The organism is Actinopolyspora sabaoui, from assembly GCF_051225635.1.
Lineage (GTDB): Bacteria > Actinomycetota > Actinomycetes > Mycobacteriales > Pseudonocardiaceae > Actinopolyspora.
This window is the reverse complement of sequence record NZ_JBMIHH010000001.1, coordinates 436,163-453,280: the sequence shown is the minus strand read 5'-3', so window position 1 is coordinate 453,280 and position 17,118 is coordinate 436,163. Positions and strand designations below refer to the sequence as shown.

At 68.0% G+C, this 17,118-nt stretch carries 15 protein-coding genes; 3 read left to right on the top strand and 12 right to left on the bottom strand.

Annotated features, from left to right (window positions below; genetic code table 11):
• Positions 1-12: 12 nt before the first annotated feature.
• The 4 genes from ACOQFL_RS02005 to ACOQFL_RS01990 all read right to left on the bottom strand — a co-directional run bounded on the left by ACOQFL_RS02005 (position 13) and on the right by ACOQFL_RS01990 (position 5,030).
• A complete protein-coding gene (locus ACOQFL_RS02005) occupies positions 13-222 on the bottom strand; it encodes a helix-turn-helix domain-containing protein (protein WP_017975887.1) in 210 nt (69 codons plus the stop codon).
• Positions 223-654: 432 nt separating this feature from the next.
• Positions 655-2,283 carry an ABC-F family ATP-binding cassette domain-containing protein gene (locus ACOQFL_RS02000; RefSeq protein WP_435542345.1) on the bottom strand — a complete coding sequence of 543 codons (1,629 nt, stop codon included), beginning with the start codon at positions 2,281-2,283 and terminating at the stop codon, positions 655-657.
• 410 nt (positions 2,284-2,693) lie between these two features.
• Entirely contained in the window at positions 2,694-3,371 is a 678-nt protein-coding gene (locus tag ACOQFL_RS01995; protein ID WP_435542344.1) for an acVLRF1 family peptidyl-tRNA hydrolase, read from the bottom strand.
• Positions 3,372-3,434: 63 nt separating this feature from the next.
• Complete coding sequence (locus ACOQFL_RS01990; RefSeq protein WP_435542343.1) at positions 3,435-5,030, bottom strand: deoxyguanosinetriphosphate triphosphohydrolase family protein; 1,596 nt, start codon at positions 5,028-5,030, stop codon at positions 3,435-3,437.
• A gap of 64 nt (positions 5,031-5,094) precedes the next feature.
• Between ACOQFL_RS01990 and ACOQFL_RS01985 the strand changes: the two genes are divergently transcribed.
• Complete coding sequence (locus tag ACOQFL_RS01985) at positions 5,095-6,285, top strand: lycopene cyclase family protein (RefSeq protein ID WP_435542342.1); 1,191 nt, start codon at positions 5,095-5,097, stop codon at positions 6,283-6,285.
• Positions 6,286-6,669: 384 nt separating this feature from the next.
• Positions 6,670-8,466, top strand: a complete 1,797-nt coding sequence (locus ACOQFL_RS01980) for a GGDEF domain-containing protein (protein WP_435542341.1) — start codon at positions 6,670-6,672, stop codon at positions 8,464-8,466.
• Here ACOQFL_RS01980 and ACOQFL_RS01975 read toward each other — a convergent pair whose 3' ends face one another.
• Complete coding sequence (locus ACOQFL_RS01975) at positions 8,467-8,736, bottom strand: hypothetical protein (RefSeq protein ID WP_435542340.1); 270 nt, start codon at positions 8,734-8,736, stop codon at positions 8,467-8,469.
• Between the two features lie 38 nt (positions 8,737-8,774).
• Between ACOQFL_RS01975 and ACOQFL_RS01970 the strand changes: the two genes are divergently transcribed.
• The gene (locus ACOQFL_RS01970; protein WP_435542339.1) at positions 8,775-10,247 is read left to right on the top strand and encodes an MFS transporter; all 1,473 of its coding nucleotides are present in this window, start codon (positions 8,775-8,777) and stop codon (positions 10,245-10,247) included.
• A 245-nt stretch (positions 10,248-10,492) separates the two neighbouring features.
• Here ACOQFL_RS01970 and ACOQFL_RS01965 read toward each other — a convergent pair whose 3' ends face one another.
• The 7 genes from ACOQFL_RS01965 to ACOQFL_RS01935 all read right to left on the bottom strand — a co-directional run bounded on the left by ACOQFL_RS01965 (position 10,493) and on the right by ACOQFL_RS01935 (position 17,113).
• Positions 10,493-10,933 (bottom strand): metal-sulfur cluster assembly factor, encoded by a 441-nt coding sequence (locus ACOQFL_RS01965; RefSeq protein ID WP_435542338.1) that lies wholly within the window; start codon positions 10,931-10,933, stop codon positions 10,493-10,495.
• Positions 10,930-11,391, bottom strand: a complete 462-nt coding sequence (gene sufU, locus ACOQFL_RS01960; protein WP_092927881.1) for a Fe-S cluster assembly sulfur transfer protein SufU — start codon at positions 11,389-11,391, stop codon at positions 10,930-10,932. The genes ACOQFL_RS01965 and sufU overlap by 4 nt, the downstream gene beginning before the upstream one ends.
• Positions 11,392-11,401: 10 nt before the next feature.
• A complete protein-coding gene (locus tag ACOQFL_RS01955) occupies positions 11,402-12,742 on the bottom strand; it encodes a cysteine desulfurase (protein WP_435542337.1) in 1,341 nt (446 codons plus the stop codon).
• Positions 12,739-13,512: a Fe-S cluster assembly ATPase SufC gene (gene sufC, locus ACOQFL_RS01950; protein WP_435542336.1), complete on the bottom strand. Its 774-nt coding sequence runs from the start codon at positions 13,510-13,512 to the stop codon at positions 12,739-12,741. The genes ACOQFL_RS01955 and sufC overlap by 4 nt, the downstream gene beginning before the upstream one ends.
• Before the next feature lie 105 nt (positions 13,513-13,617).
• Entirely contained in the window at positions 13,618-14,811 is a 1,194-nt protein-coding gene (sufD, locus tag ACOQFL_RS01945; RefSeq protein ID WP_435542335.1) for a Fe-S cluster assembly protein SufD, read from the bottom strand.
• On the bottom strand, positions 14,811-16,271 hold the full coding sequence (sufB, locus tag ACOQFL_RS01940; protein ID WP_435542334.1) for a Fe-S cluster assembly protein SufB: 1,461 nt from the start codon (positions 16,269-16,271) through the stop codon (positions 14,811-14,813). Before sufB ends, sufD begins: the two co-directional genes overlap by 1 nt.
• Positions 16,268-17,113 carry a helix-turn-helix transcriptional regulator gene (locus ACOQFL_RS01935; RefSeq protein ID WP_435542333.1) on the bottom strand — a complete coding sequence of 282 codons (846 nt, stop codon included), beginning with the start codon at positions 17,111-17,113 and terminating at the stop codon, positions 16,268-16,270. Before ACOQFL_RS01935 ends, sufB begins: the two co-directional genes overlap by 4 nt.
• Positions 17,114-17,118: the final 5 nt, after the last annotated feature.

Sequence of the window (17,118 nt, the reverse complement as noted above, 5' to 3'; positions counted from 1 at the left end):
AGCCGTGGATACCTATTTCTTCTTGGAGCGGGTCGCACCACCGCGCCCCCGCAATTGAACTCCGGACTCGACCAGTACGCGGTGCACGAAACCGTATGAACGACCGGTCGCCTCCGCCAGGGAACGAATGCTCGCCCCCTTCTCGTACTTCTTCTTGAGGTCACTGGCCAGTTTGTCTCGTGCGCTTCCGGTGATTCGCGCACCCTTCTTCAGATCAACCACTGTGTCCCCGCCTTCCCCGTAGAACAGGTCGGGCCGCTCGCGACCCCTGTCAGGCCAATGATCGAACAGGAAAGCCCGAAACGCCAGACGACCTTGCCAACAGATCCCGGTCAACGGGCAGATATATTCCTATTGATCATGGAAATCAGGTATTGCGGCACACGAAACAAGATCAACATTTCGTTTCCGACACACGAGCATCCGTTCAGTGAGAACGCTGACGCGAGAATGAACCGCTCCGCCCCTCGGCATTCATCGGCCCGAATCGGTCCAGCCCGAATGATCGATCGGGAGGGCGTCGGGAGCGAAACCCGTGAGTGGAGCCCGACTCGCGGCGCACGAGCTTCGAACCGGGAGTGAGCTCGTGCGCGCGCCCGGGGCGGCGCGGGACGGGCTCTTCCGCTCCGCCCCGGGCAGCCCGGAAAACCGCGATCAGGTGAGTTGCACGAAGTCCATGTACTCCTCGGACCAGTGGTCCTCGCTGCCGTCGGGAAGCAGGATCACCCGCTCCGGCTCCAGCGCCTGCACGGCTCCCGGATCGTGGGTGACCAGCACCACCGAACCGGTGAAACTGCGCAACGCGTCGAGCACCTGCTCCCGGCTGGCCGGATCGAGGTTGTTGGTCGGCTCGTCCAACAGCAGCACGTTGGCCGCGCTGGAGACCAGCCCGGCGAGCGCGAGCCGCGTCTTCTCCCCGCCGGACAGGGTTCCGGCCGGTTGCTGCAACTGTTCGCCCGCGAACAGGAACGCGCCGAGCAGGGTGCGCAACTCCTGTTCGGAGGTGTCGGGCGCGACCGTGCGGATGTTCTCCCAGACGGTCGCGTTCGTGTCCAGCGTCTCGTGCTCCTGCGCGTAGTAGCCGATGCGCAGGCCGTAGCCCGGTTGCACCTCGCCCGCGTCCGGCGTCTCCATGCCCGCCAGCAGCCGCAGCAGCGTGGTCTTGCCCGCACCGTTGAACCCGAGCACCACCACCTTGGAGCCGCGGTCCACCGCGAGGTCGACCCCGCTGAAGATCTCCAACGAGCCGTACGACTTGGACAGTCCCCGCGCCGTCATCGGTGTACTGCCGCAGGGCGCGGGCGAGGGGAACCTGATCTTGGCGGTCCGCTCGGTGGGCTGGTCCTCGTCCAGCTCGGCGATCATCTGATCGGCCCGCCGCGCCATGTTCTTCGCGGCCACGGCCTTGGTGGCCTTGGCCCCCAGTTTGTCCGCCTGCGCCTTGAGGGTGGCCGCCTTCTTCTCGGCGTTCGCCCGCTCCCGGCGCCTACGCTTCTCGTCGTCGGCGCGGGCCTCCTGGTAACGCTGCCAGTTCATGTTGTAGATATCGGCGACACCGCGCGCCGCGTCCAGATACCAGACCTTGTTGACCACGGCGTCGATGAGCTCGACGTCGTGGCTGATGACCACCAGACCGCCGTCGTGGACCTTGAGGAAGTCCCGCAGCCAGTTGATCGAGTCCGCGTCGAGGTGGTTGGTGGGTTCGTCGAGCAGCAGAGTGGTGTTGGACGCGCCACCGGGACCGGTCTCCGAAGCGGCGAACAGGATTCTGGCCAGCTCGACGCGTCTGCGCTGCCCCCCGGACAACGTGCTCAACGGCTGTTGCAGCACCCCGTCGGGCAGGCCGAGATTGCTGCAGATGCGCCCGGCCTCGCCCTCCGCGGCGTAACCGCCACGGGCGGCGAACCGTTCCTCCAGCTTGCCGTACTTGCGGATGGCCTTGTCCCGCGCGGAGTCGTCGACGAACTCTGCCATCTCGGACTGCGTCTTCTCCATGTCGCGCAGGATGCGGTCCAACCCGCGAGCGGAGAGCACCCGATCCTTGGCCGTGACCGACAGATCCCCCTCCCTGGGGTCCTGCGGCAGATAACCGATCTCGCCGTGGCTGGTGATCTCGCCGCCGTAGGGTTCGCCCTCACCGGCCAGCACGCGCAGCGTGCTGGTTTTGCCCGCGCCGTTCCGTCCGACCAGGCCGACTCGATCACCGGGCTGAACACGCAGTGAGGTGTCCGCGAGGAGGATACGGGAACCGGCCCTGAGTTCGAGGCCACTGGCAGAGATCAACGCAAACTCCGGATCGAGACATATCGGCGAACGTGCTTGTCAGTGGGCACCGTCGTCCGGCGGTCACGCGACCGTGAACCGCGTCGGCCGCGTCCGCACGGGACGACTCCCCACGAGAACAGAAAACTTCACGGCGCGAACGGCACGCGGCAGCGCCCACGTACCGTGGGGAATACCACGGCCAAGCCACGGCCCACCGGACCGTAACCATCCGGTCACGCGGCGGGGACTCCCCATCGACCTCGGCACGCCGGGTGCGACGACCGACGTCCGTCCACCACACGCGCCGCGACGGAAAGCGATCACAAACCACCGCAATCATACCGGTCGGGCGAAGGGTTTTCGACAGCTGCTCTGGTTGTTCACCCGGGTTTCCGAACCGAGCCGGTGGGGCAAGCGACGAGAACCCACTAATCCGGTTCCCGGACCTCCACCTCGATCGAAAGCGCGCGCCCGGCGGCCTCCCGCAACACCGTCAGCCTCGGCTCGGGGGTGTCCAGCACACGCGGCTCGGCCGCGGCCAGCATCCCGGCCAGGCGCGAGTCCGCCGCCAGCTCGTCCAGCGCCGCGCGGTCGCCACCGAGGACGACACCGTCCAGCTCCCGACGTACCGGGAGCAGCAGTTCCGCCACGGCGTCGGCAGCCGAGCTCACCGCCTTGCGCGACTGCCCGGCCCGCCTGCGCGCGTAGCGCTTCTGCGACCAGCCACCGGCCTTGGTTCGGCCCTGCACGTAATGCCGGTCGGTGGTGGAGGACACGACCTCGCCGTCCTGCACCACCCCGATGCTGTGAGCTCCGTGCCGCACCAGGATCAGGCCGAGGCGTCGCGAACGCGAGACGTGTTCGAGCAACCCGGAGATCGCGAGTCCCTCCGCTTCACCGCCCGGCTCGGCCAAGCCGCCGAACGGCACCCGTACCACGGCCTCCGCGCCGTCCACGGCGCTCACCCGTACAACGCTCGTCGTTTCGGAGGTGCGAGCCACCCCCTCGTGGCGTCGTCCGAACCGCTCGAACCAACCGGCCAGCCGATTCGGTTCCACCTCCACCGCTCTACCGCCGCCGGGTAGTTGCCGCACCCTGCTGCCCACGGTTCGGGAATCATACTGTCCGCTCGGGCCTTCCCGGAACCGAGGAGCTTCGAGGGTGTGCCGTCAGAGCACGAAAGTGTCGGACCACAGCTGCGTGGTGCGACCGGACAGCGATTCCAACAGGGCGGCTGCCTGCTCGTCGGTGAGCGAGGCGACGAAGTCGATGACGGCTCGGCCCCGGGCCATCCGTTCGAGCTGCGCCCCCTCGGGGGCCTCGGCCGAGGCTCGCTCGGAGTGCGGGAGCAACGAGGTGGGAGCCTCACGTCGAACCACGTCGAGTTCGACGGCGGCGTGCTCGAACAGATCGCGCAACCGGTGCGGCAGCCTGGCGGACTCGCTACGGTCGATCAGCCACTCGTCCAGCGCCTGCACCAGTTTGCTCAACAACCGGTCCTGACCACGCTGGTGCAGTGCGAGATCGGGGCGCTGCAGCACGAACCGACGGTGCACGAACTTGAGTATCTGCACCTCGTGCCACTGTTCGCGGTCCAGCACCACGTGGCCGGAACGAGTGGTCGGATCGAGCTCCACCCGCACGCCCCGCACCAGTCGACGCGTCCAGATTCCGGAGAAGGCCGCGACGGCACGCTCGGCCTGCTTGGAACGATCGAACGGCTGTTCCAGCAGTTTGGTGACCAGGTCGGACTGCACCTTCTTGACCGCCCCGACGAAGGCGTCGTCATCGGCGATCCAGGCGTCCTTGGCACGCAGGCGCCTGCGCAGGCTCTCCAGTGAGTGCCCCGGAGCCTCTGCCCGGCGCCGCAGCTCGGCGTCGTCGAACCTCGCCAGTTCCGCCGCCCTGCCGAGCCATTCGGTCAGTTCGGTGGACACCGTCGCGTGCTGCAGAATCCCCACCCGGTGGAAGTCCTCCAGGTCGTGGATGGCGTAGGCGATGTCGTCGGCGGTGTCCATGACCGATGCCTCGACGGTCTGCTGCCAGCCCGCCAACGCCCCGGCGAACGGAGCCCGGCAGTCCAGCATGTCGTCGAGCTCGGTGATGTAGGCGGAGAACTTGGCGGCCCCGGTGCCGGGCGCGTCCTCCGGTTCGGACGCGCCACGGGGTGGCACCGGCAGCGAACGCGGATCGGGGGCCGCGAGCCGGGTCCAGGGGTACTTCAGCAGCGCCGCCCGCACCGCCGCTGTCAGGTCGAGACCGTCCCCGCCGCCACCGCGTACGTCGATGCTGCTGACGATTCGGAAAGTCTGCGCGTTGCCCTCGAAACCGTCGACGAGCCCGAAGCGCTCTCGCGCGAGGCGATCCAGCACCCGCTCGCCGAGATGACCGAACGGCGGATGCCCCAGATCGTGCGCCAGACCCGCGCTTTCCACCACGTCGAGATCACATCCGCCGAGCCGAGTAACCGCGGCCCGACTCTCGGGATCTCCCAACAGACTCTCACCGACCGCCCTGGCCACCTGGGCGACCTTGAGGCTGTGCGTCAACCTGTTGTGCAGCAGCAACCCCGATCCGCTCGGGCTGACGACCTGGGTCACGCCCCCGAGACGGGCGAAGAACGCCGAGCCGGAGATGCGGTCCCGATCGGCCCGGAACGGGCTCGCCGCGAGATCGTACGGCTGGGGAACCCGCGCGGGCTCCGCCGCGGTGCGAACGAGGTGGCCGCGCCGAGCGGTTCGCCCGGACGGCGGCTGGGGCTCCATACCGCAACGCTAGCGCGCCCACCGCCGGCTGCCCTGCCGCGAATCGCCGTGATCTGATGGACGCATGGTGGACGTGCTGGTGGTGGGAGGCGGCCCGGCGGGCAGAGCGATGGCCGCGGCCTGTGCCGACACCGGACTGCGGGTCACGCTCGTGGACCCCGTGCCGCGTCGCCCATGGCCGAACACCTATGCCTGCTGGCGGGCCGACCTCCCCCGTGCCGTAGCCGAAACCGCGGTAGCGAGTGCCACGACCAGGACGACCGCGGTGGGCACGCGACCGCATCTGCTGCACGGCGAGTACTGCGTGCTGGACAACCCGGCGCTGCGACGGCTGCTGCACCGCGACGGGATCCGCGAGGTCACCGGTACGGTCCGCGATGTGGAGCACGACACCTCGGGCCGCACGGTGCGGCTGCGGGACGGGCGCGAACTGCGCGCGGCGGTACTGGTGGACGCCTCGGGCAGCAATCGGATCCTCTCGGGTGGGCGTGTCGAGCGAGTGGCCAGCGAACAGACCGCCGTGGGCATGGTGCTTCCCGGCGAGCACGCCGAGCGACTGGTCGGAGCGGACCGGGGGGTGTTCATGGACTGGCGCCAGCCACCCTCCAGCGACGAGCCGTGGCCGAGTTTCCTCTACGCCGTCCCGCTGCCGGGTGGCCGAGCCCTGCTGGAGGAGACCGCGCTGGCACGGCGGCCGGGGCTTCCGTTGGCGACGCTGCGTCGACGGTTGAGCTCCCGGCTACGAACGGCGGGGGTGACCGTTCCCGACCGGAGTCCCGAGGAACGAGTGCGATTCCGGCTGGACGATCCGGTGCCCGAGCGGCAGCGCACCGTTCCGTTCGCGACGGTGCCGTTCGGCGCCGCCGCCGGCCTGATACACCCGACCACGGGGTTCAGCGTCGCCGGTGTGCTGCAGCTGGCACCGCTCGTGGCCGCGGCCCTGAGTGACGGTCTGGAGCGGGATCCGGTCACTGCGGCTCGGGAGGCCCGCTCGGTGTTGTGGCCACTTGCGGCACTGGCCACGCGGCAGCTGCGGTTGCGTGCGGCCGAGGGACTGTTGGCGATGCCGCCACGAATGGTTCCGGCCTTCTTCGACGTGTTCTTCGACATGCCGCCCCGGCAGCAGCGGGCGTTCCTGGCGCCGCTGGCCTCACCCCGGGACTGCCGCGAGGCCATGACCGAGCTGTTCAACCGCTCCCCCTGGTGGCTGCGAGCACGACTGGTCGTGGGTGGAGTGGCGGGTCCGGCTTCCTGACGGCTCCACCGGCCGGCGGCGGTGTTCCGGCGGGATTCGGCCGGTCGTGAAAACCCGGCATCGTGCGGATCCGGCGAGCGCGCCGCATCGGTCGCGTCGGTGGTTTCGCCTCGCGCGCGGCCTCATCGCGGAAGCCCCGCTTTCGACCGAAGCCCAACCTTCGAGCAAGCACGGCGTCGCGGCCGGTGGACACGTTCCGGCATCCGAACGGAGGAGTTCGCTACGCCACGTGCCCAATCGTGGTCATCGTGTTGTGCCGGTTACCACATTCTCAGCTCGCGATTGCTGCCACGAGAGGAGCGAGCGCGCTATGTTGTCGAAGAACAACGGACAGGAGCGTTTACATGTCATGGAACAGCTGGTGAACGGGCTCGCTGAAACGACATGAATCCCGGCAACATCGATCACGTGCTAGGACCGGCCAACGATGTGCGGTTCGCCTTCCAGCCGCTGATCAACATCCGTACGGGAGCGGTGGTCGCCGTGGAGGCGCTCGCCCGCCCCGCCGACGGACACATCACGGACTTCTTCCGGGAAGCCGCCCGGCAGAAGCGGGTCGGTGAACTGGACGTGGACCTGGCGGTGTCTGCCGTGGACCGTGCGCACGAGCAGCAGTCGCTGCTGCCGCTGCACCTGAACCTCTTCGGCGGAACCGTGGCACACGAGTCGCACCGGCTGCGCGCGCTGCACGACAAACTGGCCGAGGTGGGGCGGCGCGCCACGGAAATCACGCTCGAGCTCGCGCCGCCGTTCTCCCGACTCGACGGGCGGAAACTGCGTTCGGAGGTGGCGAACCTGCGTTCGCACGGCTACCGGATAGCGGTGGACGGTGTCGGCGACGGCGACATACCGTTGACGCTGCTGGCCGAGCTGGCTCCGGACGCGATCAAACTCGACCACGGGGTCATCGAGGGCCTTCCCGACAACGCGGGGCAGGCCGCGTTGCTGGAATCGTTACAGGGGCTGTGCAACGCCACCGGCGCCATTTTGATCGCCGAAGGGCCGGAACGGGAGGAGCAGCTGACAGCACTGCGCGCCGCGGGTGTGCGAGTGGTCCAGGGCAACCTGCTGGCATCGGCGGCCCGGCGTCCACCGACCTCACTGCAGATCCCCGAGGCCGTCGCCGAGAGCGACGAATCGTACGGCGGCTCGAAACCCACCCCGGCGGGCCCCCGGGTGACCGAATTCCTGTCACCGGCGACGATGCTCTCCCGGGACGCCACAGCGGACTCGGTACGTGGCGTACTGGCGGATCACCCCGAGATCAGCGGGGTGGTGCTGGTGGACGAGCACAACCGTCCCGAGTACTCGATCGACCGCAACCGGTTCCTGCTGGCGGTAACCGGCCCGTACGGTCACGCGCTGCACGCGCAACGCCCGGCGGCACGCCTGGCCGACGAACCGAGGCTGGTGAACACGGCCACCACCGCGATGGAAGCACTGACCCTGGTCAGCGGGGCCGATCACACCCGGGTGCACGACGACGCGATCGTGGTGGACGAGGCGGGCAGATGCCTCGGAACCGTGCGTGCGGTGCATCTGATTCGCGGTATGGCGGAGTTCAAGGCCGAGGAGGCGGCGGCGCTGAACCCGCTCACCCGACTACCGGGCAGCGACGCGATCCAACGCGACGTGGACGGCCGCATCGCCGCGGGCGAGGTGTTCGCACTGAGCTGGCTGGACATCGACGGGTTCAAGACGGTCAACGACACCGCCGGGTTCTCCGCGGGGGACGAGCTGATCCGCTCGGTCGGCAGGACACTCACCGACGCGGCGACCTCGCTGGGCTCGGTGCGGGTGGGACACGTCGGCGGGGACGACTTCCTGCTGGTCGCCGATCTGGACGATCTGGTGAACCTGGCGCGGATGGTGCTGGACCCACCCAGACGCGCCGGAGGCATCGACGTCACTCTCTCGCTTTCCACGCTGGTGTGTACCCAGACCGGAACCACCTCCTACCAGGAGGCCTCGCGTCTGCTGGTGCCACTGAAAAAACACGCGAAGTCACTGAGCGGCTCCAGCTGGGTGATGTCACGGATCGGTTCGGACCGGATCGACGTGGTACGCGGTTCCCACGAGGACATCCCCGAGCAGGGCGAACCGGGATTTCCCACCCGCGATCCGGACCCACCTCCTCCACGGCCGGGTGGCCCCGGGGCCCGTTACCGGAACGGTCGGTGATCAGCTCCGCGAGCTCGGAGAACGACTTCCCTGCCCCTTTCGGCCCATCGAGCGCCACAACCGCAGCGGCAACAACCCGATCAACGGGGCGCGTTCACCGAGAGCGGCCCGATCCTCCCGATCCAGCGCGGCGGCATAGCGCTCCGCCCGCTCGGCAGTCTCGTAGCTCTTGCTGCCGCCCGCTCCGCAGCCGCGCTCGCACTGCCACCGCAGCTCCCGTTCCACGGCGCGGAAGCGGTAGCGATGCCCCAGCACTCGACATCCGAACATGTGGGAGGCATACCCCACAGGCTCAGCGGGTATGCCCCATGGCGATGGCGATCGAACTGGGGACGATCCGAACCCGAATCCCGGCACGGCTGGACCGACTGCCCTGGTCCCGATTCCACTGGCGAGTGGTTATCGGGCTGGGAACCGTGTGGATCCTCGACGGTCTCGAGGTCACCATGGTCGGATCCGTCGCCTCCCGACTGATCGAGTCCGACAGCGGTATCTCCATCAGTTCCGGGCAGATCGGTATCGCCGCCGCGATCTACGTCCTCGGGGCCTGCACGGGTGCGCTGTTCTTCGGCCAGCTCACCGACCGGTTCGGCCGCAAGAAGCTGTTCCTGCTGACCCTGTTGATATACCTGCTCGCCACGGTGGCCACCGCGTTCGCCTTCGCCCCCTGGTACTTCTACCTGGCCCGGTTCGTCACCGGGGCGGGGATAGGCGGCGAGTACGCCGCGATCAACTCCGCCATCGACGAACTCATCCCGGCCCGGGTACGCGGCCGGGTCGATCTGATCATCAACGGCTCGTACTGGCTCGGCGCGGCGGGCGGTGCGGCAGCGGCGGTCTTCTTCCTCAACCGGGCCGTGTTCGACGCCGCCCTCGGCTGGCGGGTGGCGTTCGGCGTGGGGGCGATACTCGGGCTGGGCATCCTGCTCGTACGCAGAAACGTGCCGGAGAGCCCGCGCTGGTTGTTCATCCACGGCTACCAGGACCAGGCGGAGCGGATCGTGGACCGCATCGAGCGGGACGTGACCGAACGGAGCGGCACCCGGCTGGAGGAACCCGGCGAGTCGATCACGGTTCGGCAGCGTCGATCCATCCCGTTCCGCACGATCGCCGAGACCGCCTACCGGCGCTACCCTCGCCGTTCGGTGCTGGGAATCGCGTTGTTCGTCGGCCAAGCGTTTCTGTACAACGGTCTCACCTTCAACCTCGGGACCCTGCTGAGCACCTTCTTCGGCGTCTCCTCGACGATCGTGCCGGTGTTCATCGTCATCTACGCGCTGAGCAACTTCACCGGCCCGGTGGTGCTGTCCCGAATGTTCGACACGGTGGGCCGAATCCCCATGATCGCGGGTGCCTACATCGGTTCGGCGCTGTTGACGGTGCCGCTGGCGATGCTGCTGCTGTACGGGATGTTGAACAGGTGGACGTTCCTGGCGCTGCTGGTGGGGATCTTCTTCCTCGCCTCCTCGGGCGCCAGCGCCGCCTATCTCACCGTCAGCGAGGTGTTTCCGATGGAGACCCGCGCGCTGGCGATCGCGTTCTTCTACGCGGTCGGCACGGCGGTCGGCGGAATCACCGGCCCACTGCTGTTCGGGCAGCTCATCGAAACCGAGCAGGTGGGGAATGTGACCCTGGCGTTTCTGATCGGTGCCGCCGTGATGTTTTTGGGCGGGATCGCCGAACTGACACTCGGCGTACGTGCCGAACGCGCCACCCTGGAGAACCTGGCCAAGCCCCTGACGGCCCACGAGGCGGAAAGCAACGGTTCCTCCTCCCAGTAGGACCGCCTCGCCCCGGTTCCGCTCAGCCCCCGTGCACCGTCCGACCACAGCCGCGGGTCCCGGCGGCCCCACGAAAGTCCCAACGGCCCCACGAAAGAAGGACGCCGGTTCGACGGGATCCGACCCGTGAACCGACGTCCCCGAGGTGCCTCCGTGGACCGCTGTCACTCCGGACTCACCCGGAGCGCTCGCTCCCCGAACGCGGCCGAGGCGAGTGCCTCGACAACCCGACCGGAAAACTTCGATCAGAGCGTGAAGCCCAGTGCCCTGAGCTGCTCACGCCCCTCCTCGGTGATCTTTTCCGGACCCCACGGCGGGATCCACACCCAGTTGATCCGGAAATCGTTGACGAGACCACCGTTGGGACCGCCGGTCAGCACCGAACGTGTCTGCTCCTCGATGACGTCGGTGAGCGGGCACGCGGGCGAGGTCAGCGTCATGTCGATCGAGGCCGAGTTGTCCTGCTCGACCTGGACACCGTAGACCAGGCCGAGGTCGACCACGTTGATCCCCAACTCGGGGTCGACCACGTCCCGCATGGCCTCTTCGACGTCCTCGACAGCCGCCAGCTCGGCCGTGGCGGCCGGGGGTTCCGGCATACCCTCGACCCCGCGCACCACTTCGGTGCCGTCCTCGGGGGCAGCGGTGCCCCGCTGGTCCTGCGTCTGGTTCTCGGTACTGGTCATGACGCTCCCACCTCATCGACAACACGCGATACGGCGTCCCGGAATGCCATCCAACCCAGCAGTGCGCACTTGACCCGCATCGGGTACTTGGCGACCCCCGCGAAGGCGACTCCGTCCTCCAGGACGTCCTCGTCGGGTTCGACCTGGCCGCGGCCCTCCATCAACTCGGTGAAGACCGCCTGCTTGTCCAGTGCCTCTTGCAACGGACGGCCCACCACCAGGTCGGTCAGCACCGAGGTGGCAGCCTGACTGATCGAGCAGCCCTGTCCGGCGTAGGAGACGTCGGCCACCGTCGCCTCCGTACCACTGCCGACCAACCGCACCCGCAACGTCACCTCGTCACCGCAGGTCGGGTTGACCTGGAACGACTCGGCGTCGAACGGTTCCCGCAGGCCGTGCCGGTGCGGATTCCGGTAGTGATCCAGGATGATCTCCTGGTACATCTGTTCGAGCTGCATCACCACATCCTCAGCCTGCCGTCGGTGTCACCGCGAAGAAACGCTGGGCCTCGCGGACAGCATCCACCAGAGCGGTGACCTCGTCCAACTCGTTGTAGAGGTAGAAGCTGGCCCTGATCGTGGCGGGCACACCCATCCTGCGGTGCAGCGGCCAGGCACAGTGATGGCCAACTCGTATCTCGACACCCTGATCGTCCATCACCTGACTGGCATCGTGCGGATGCACCCCGTCGATCACGAAGGACACGGCACCACCACGGTTCTCGGTGTCCACGGGACCGATGATGCGTACCCCCTCCACGGCGGACAGCTCGCGCAGCGCCCGCTCGACCAGCCGGTGCTCGTGCGCGGACACCCGCTGCATTCCCACCACGGACAGGTAGTCCACGGCAGCGCCGAGACCGACCACCTGCGAGGTCATCGGAACACCCGCCTCGAAACGCTGCGGCGGTTCGGCGAAGGTCGAACGGTCGATGTGCACGAGTTCGATCATGGATCCGCCGGTGAGGAACGGCGGCATGGCCCGAAGCAGTTCGTGCCTGCCGTAGAGCACCCCGATGCCCGACGGACCGAGCATCTTGTGCCCGGAGAACACCGCGAAGTCGACCCCGGCCGCGGCGAAATCGACCGGCCCGTGCGGGACGGACTGGCACGCGTCGAGCACCACGAGCGCGCCGACGCGGTGCGCCCGATCCACGATGGCTTCGAGGGGATTGACCGTGCCGAGCACGTTCGACTGGTGGGTCACCGCCACCACCCTGGTGCGCTCGTTGATCAGGGTTTCCAGCTCCGACAGGTCCAGCCTGCCCTCGTCGGTGACCCCGAACCAGCGCAGCGTGGCACCGGTCCGTTGGCACAGCTGCTGCCACGGCACGAGATTGGCGTGGTGCTCCATCTCGCTGACCAAGACCTCGTCACCGGGGCCGATCCGGAACCGTTCGGCCTCCGGACCGGCGGTGGCCGCGTTGCTCATGGCGTAGGCGACGAGGTTGACGCCCTCCGTGGCGTTCTTGGTGAACACGATCTCATTCGTCGCCACACCGACGAACCTGGCGATCTTGGCACGCGCGCCCTCGTAGGCGTCCGTGGCCTCCTCGGCCAGCTGGTGAGCACCACGATGCACCGCCGCGTTGGAGGTCTCCACGAAGGAGCGCTCCGCGTCGAGCACCTGGGTGGGGCGTTGCGATGTCGCCCCGGAGTCCAGGTAAACCAGGGGACGCTCCTCGCGCACCGTACGCCGCAGGATCGGGAAGTCGGCGCGCAGTGCCGCCACGTCCAGCGGTGCCGGTGCGGTGCCCGCACCTGTCTGCGTGGTGTCCGACCCCCGGACACCGGGAGGCTCAACGGTCATGACTGCGCGGCTGCCTCCTTCTTCTCCGTGAAGCGGACGTAGCCGGATTCCTCGAGCTCGTCGGCCAGCTCAGGACCACCGGACTCAGCGACCTGGCCCTTGACGAACACGTGCACGTAGTCGGGCTTGATGTGCTTGAGGATGCGCGTGTAGTGGGTGATGAGCAAGACACCTTTGTCACCGCTCTCGGTGTAGCGGTTGATGCCGTCGGAGACAACGCGCAGCGCGTCCACGTCCAGACCGGAGTCGGTCTCGTCGAGGATCGCGAACTTCGGCTTGAGCAGGTCGAGCTGCAGGATCTCGTGGCGCTTCTTCTCACCGCCGGAGAAGCCCTCGTTGACGCTGCGCTCCGAGAACGACTCGTCGATCTCGAGGTCGCTCATCGCCTGCTTGACCTCCTTGACCCAGTGCCGAACCTGCGGGGCCTCGCCCCGGGTGGCGGTGGCGGCACTGCGCAGGAAGTTCGACATGGAAACACCCGGCACCTCGACCGGGTACTGCATGGCGAGGAACAGGCCCGCGCGAGCGCGCTCGTCCACGGTCATCTCCAGGACCTCCTCACCGTCGAGCAGCACCGAACCCGAGGTGACGTTGTACTTGGGATGCCCGGCGATCGCGTAGGCCAGGGTGGACTTGCCGGAACCGTTCGGTCCCATGAAGGCGTGGATCTCGCCCGAGCGCACGGTGAGGTTCACGCCGGTGAGGATCTCCTTCGAGCCCTCCTCCGTCTCGACCTCGGCGTGCAGGTCCTTGATTTCCAGGGTGGCCATCGTGTTCGTCTTCTCCAGGTGGTTGCGCGAAAAGCTGTGTCGTGCTGCCGCGTCAGCGGCGGTGGGCGGGCGGCCGAAACGACGGGCGTTCCGGCCGTGGCCGGCTCATGCTCCGACCGCCGCCAGTTCCTTGTCGATCGCGGCTTCCAGCCGCTCGCGGACCTCGTCGACCGTGATCTTCTGCAGCAACTCGCCGAAGAACCCGCGTACCACCAGCCTGCGTGCCTGGTCGTACGGGATCCCCCTGGCCTGCAGGTAGAACAGCTGGTCGTCGTCGAAACGCCCGATCGCGCTGGCGTGGCCCGCCCCGGCGATCTCACCGGTCTCGATCTCCAGGTTGGGCACCGAGTCGGCACGCGCTCCCTCGGTGAGCACCAGGTTGCGGTTCAGCTCGAACGTCTCGGTGCCTTCGGCGGCCGCCTGGATGAGCACGTCGCCGATCCAGACCGAGCGGGCCGAATTGCCCTGCAGCGCCCCCTTGTAGGTGACGTTGCTGCGGCAGTTCGGCTGCGCGTGGTCCATCAACAGCCGGTGCTCCAGGTGCTGGCCGCTGTCGGCGAAGTACACCCCCAGCACGTCGGCGTCCCCGCCGCGGTCACCGAAGGTCACCTTGGTGTTGACCCGCACGAGGTCACCACCCAGCGAGGCGGCGAAGTGACGGAACACCGCGTCCTTGCCGAGGTAGGCGTGCTCGGAGGAGACCTGGGTGGCGTCGTCGGCGAAGTCGTGGATGGTTACCACCGACAGCCGGGCCGAGTCCTCGGCGATCATCTCGATGTTGTCGCCGATGACGCCGGAACCGCGGTAGTCCAGCACGACCACGGCCTCGGACAGCGGTTCGGCCCGCACCTGCAGATGCCCGTAGGCGGTCCGGTCCTGCCCCGGACCGTGCACGGTGACGGTGATCGGGTCGGCGGCCTGCGTGTCCTTCGGGATCGTGACCACGGTGGCCTCGCCGAACGAGCTCCACGCCTGGGCGGCGATCCGGTCGGCGGGAGCTCCGGCCGTGCCCAGCCGCTCGTCGGAGCGGTCCACGGTCTCCACCTTCACGGCGGAGTCCCCGCTGACCTCCACGTCGAGCGAGCCGGTGGCCTCGGCCGAGCCGTCGTGCAGCCCGTGCAGCCGCTTCATCGGTGTGAAACGCCAGTCCTCCTCACGACCACCCGGCACCTCGAAGGCACGCACGTCGTAGGAGGTGAAACGGTGCCCGCGGGAACTCCGCGGCGGCACCGCGGAGTTCTGCGGATCACGCTCGTCGAGGCCGTTCTGGCCGGACGTTTCGAGAGTCGACTCCGTCATCAGCCGACGGCCCCTTCCATTTGCAGCTCGATCAGACGGTTCAGTTCCAGGGCGTACTCCATGGGGAGTTCGCGGGCGATCGGCTCGACGAACCCGCGCACCACCATGGCCATCGCCTCGTCCTCGGTCAGACCCCGCTGCATCAGGTAGAACAGCTGGTCGTCACTGACCTTGGACACGGTGGCCTCGTGGCCCATCGTCACGTCGTCGACCCGGACGTCCACGTACGGGTATGTGTCCGACTGACTGATGTTGTCCACCAGCAGGGCGTCGCACTTGACGTTGGACGAGGAGTGGTTGGCGCGCTTGGCCACCTTCACCAGCCCGCGGTAGGAGGTGCGCCCACCGCCGCGCGCGATCGACTTGGAGACGATCGAGGAGGAGGTGTGCGGCGCCATGTGCTCCATCTTCGCGCCCGCGTCCTGGTGCTGGTTCTCACCGGCGAAGGCCACCGAGAGCACCTCGCCCTTGGCGTGCTCACCCATCAGGAACACCGACGGGTACTTCATGGTCACCTTGGAGCCCAGGTTGCCGTCGACCCACTCCATGGTGGCGCCCTCTTCGGCCTTGGCACGCTTGGTGACCAGGTTGTAGACGTTGTTGGACCAGTTCTGGATGGTCGTGTAGCGGCAGCGGGCGTTGCGCTTGACCACGATCTCCACCACGGCCGAGTGCAGCGAGTCGGTGGAGTAGATCGGCGCGGTGCAGCCCTCGACGTAGTGCACATAGGCACCCTCGTCGACCACGATCAGGGTGCGCTCGAACTGGCCCATGTTCTCGGTGTTGATCCGGAAGTAGGCCTGCAGCGGAATGTCGACGTGCACGCCCTTGGGCACGTAGATGAACGAGCCACCGGACCACACCGCCGTGTTGAGCGCGGAGAACTTGTTGTCACCGGCCGGGATGACCGAGCCGAAGTACTCCTCGAAGATCTCGGGGTGCTCCCGCAGCGCGGTGTCGGTGTCGAGGAACTTGACACCCTTCTCCTCGAGGTCCTCGCGGATCTTGTGGTAGACCACCTCGGACTCGTACTGCGCGGCGACACCGGCGACCAGACGCTGCTTCTCCGCCTCGGGGATCCCCAGCTTGTCGTAGGTGTTCTTGATGTCCTCGGGCAGATCGTCCCAGGTCTGGGCCTGCTCCTCGGTGGAACGCACGAAGTACTTGATGTTGTCGAAGTCGATCTCCGAGAGATCGGCGCCCCAGGCAGGCGTGGGCTTGCGCTCGAACAGGCCGAGCGCCTTCAGCCGCGCCTGCAGCATCCAGTCGGGCTCGCCCTTCCGCTCCGAGATCTCCCGGACGACGTCCTCGTTGAGGCCGCGTTGCGCGTTCGCGCCCGCGACGTCCGGGTCGGACCAGCCGTACTCGTAGTTGCCGAGCGTGGCCAGGGTCTCTTCCTGCGACATTGGTTCGGAACTGGGCACCGTGGTGGGTGTGCGCTGCTCCGCAGCGGCAGTCATACGGGCTCCCCTCCATGAGGACTCGGGGCAGTGTCCTGTCGGTCCGGACTCCGCGACGCGGACCCCGAAGCGACAGCGTTGTGATCGGTTTCCGAACGGCTCGCCGTACGGTCCTCCGATCGTGCGTGCGGAACGTGCGTGGTGCAGGCCGCGTCGCCGTTGGCGATCGTGGCCAGCCGCTGCACGTGGGTGCCGAGAACTTCGGCGAACGCCTCCGTCTCGGCCTCACACAACTGCGGAAAATCCGCAGCGACATGCGCCACCGGGCAGTGGTGCTGGCAAAGCTGCTCCCCCGACCCGACGGTTCGCGCGGAAGCGGCATAGCCCTCCCGCGTGAGCGCGTCGGCCAACACCTGGGCACGTTCGGCGACGCTCCCACTCGCGGCCAACGCGTCACGGTGGTGCTCGACCAGAGCAGCCATCCGCCGTTCGGCGAACGAGCGAATCGCCTGCTCGCCGGACTGTTCGGCCAGAAAACGCAAGGCCGAGACAGCGAGATCGTCGTAGGCATGGCCGAACCGTGCCCGCCCGCTCTCGGTCAGCAGGAACAGCTTGGCCGGACGTCCCCTCCCCCTGCGTCCACGAGACGAGGACTCCCTGATCCACGCCTCGCCGTCGGCGACGAGAGCATCGAGATGCCTGCGCACCGCCGCCGGACTCAGGCCGAGTCGCTCGGCGATCCCGGCCGCCGTGACGGGGCCCTGTTCGAGCACTGTCCGGGCGACCAGCTGCCGGGTCCGCCCGTCACCGGCGCTCGGAGCCGCACCCTGCCGCGCAGAGCCCGGCTCGTCGGCGGCCCACTCGACCGCCGCGCCCGCTGGGGAGGTTCCGACGTTTTTCACAACAC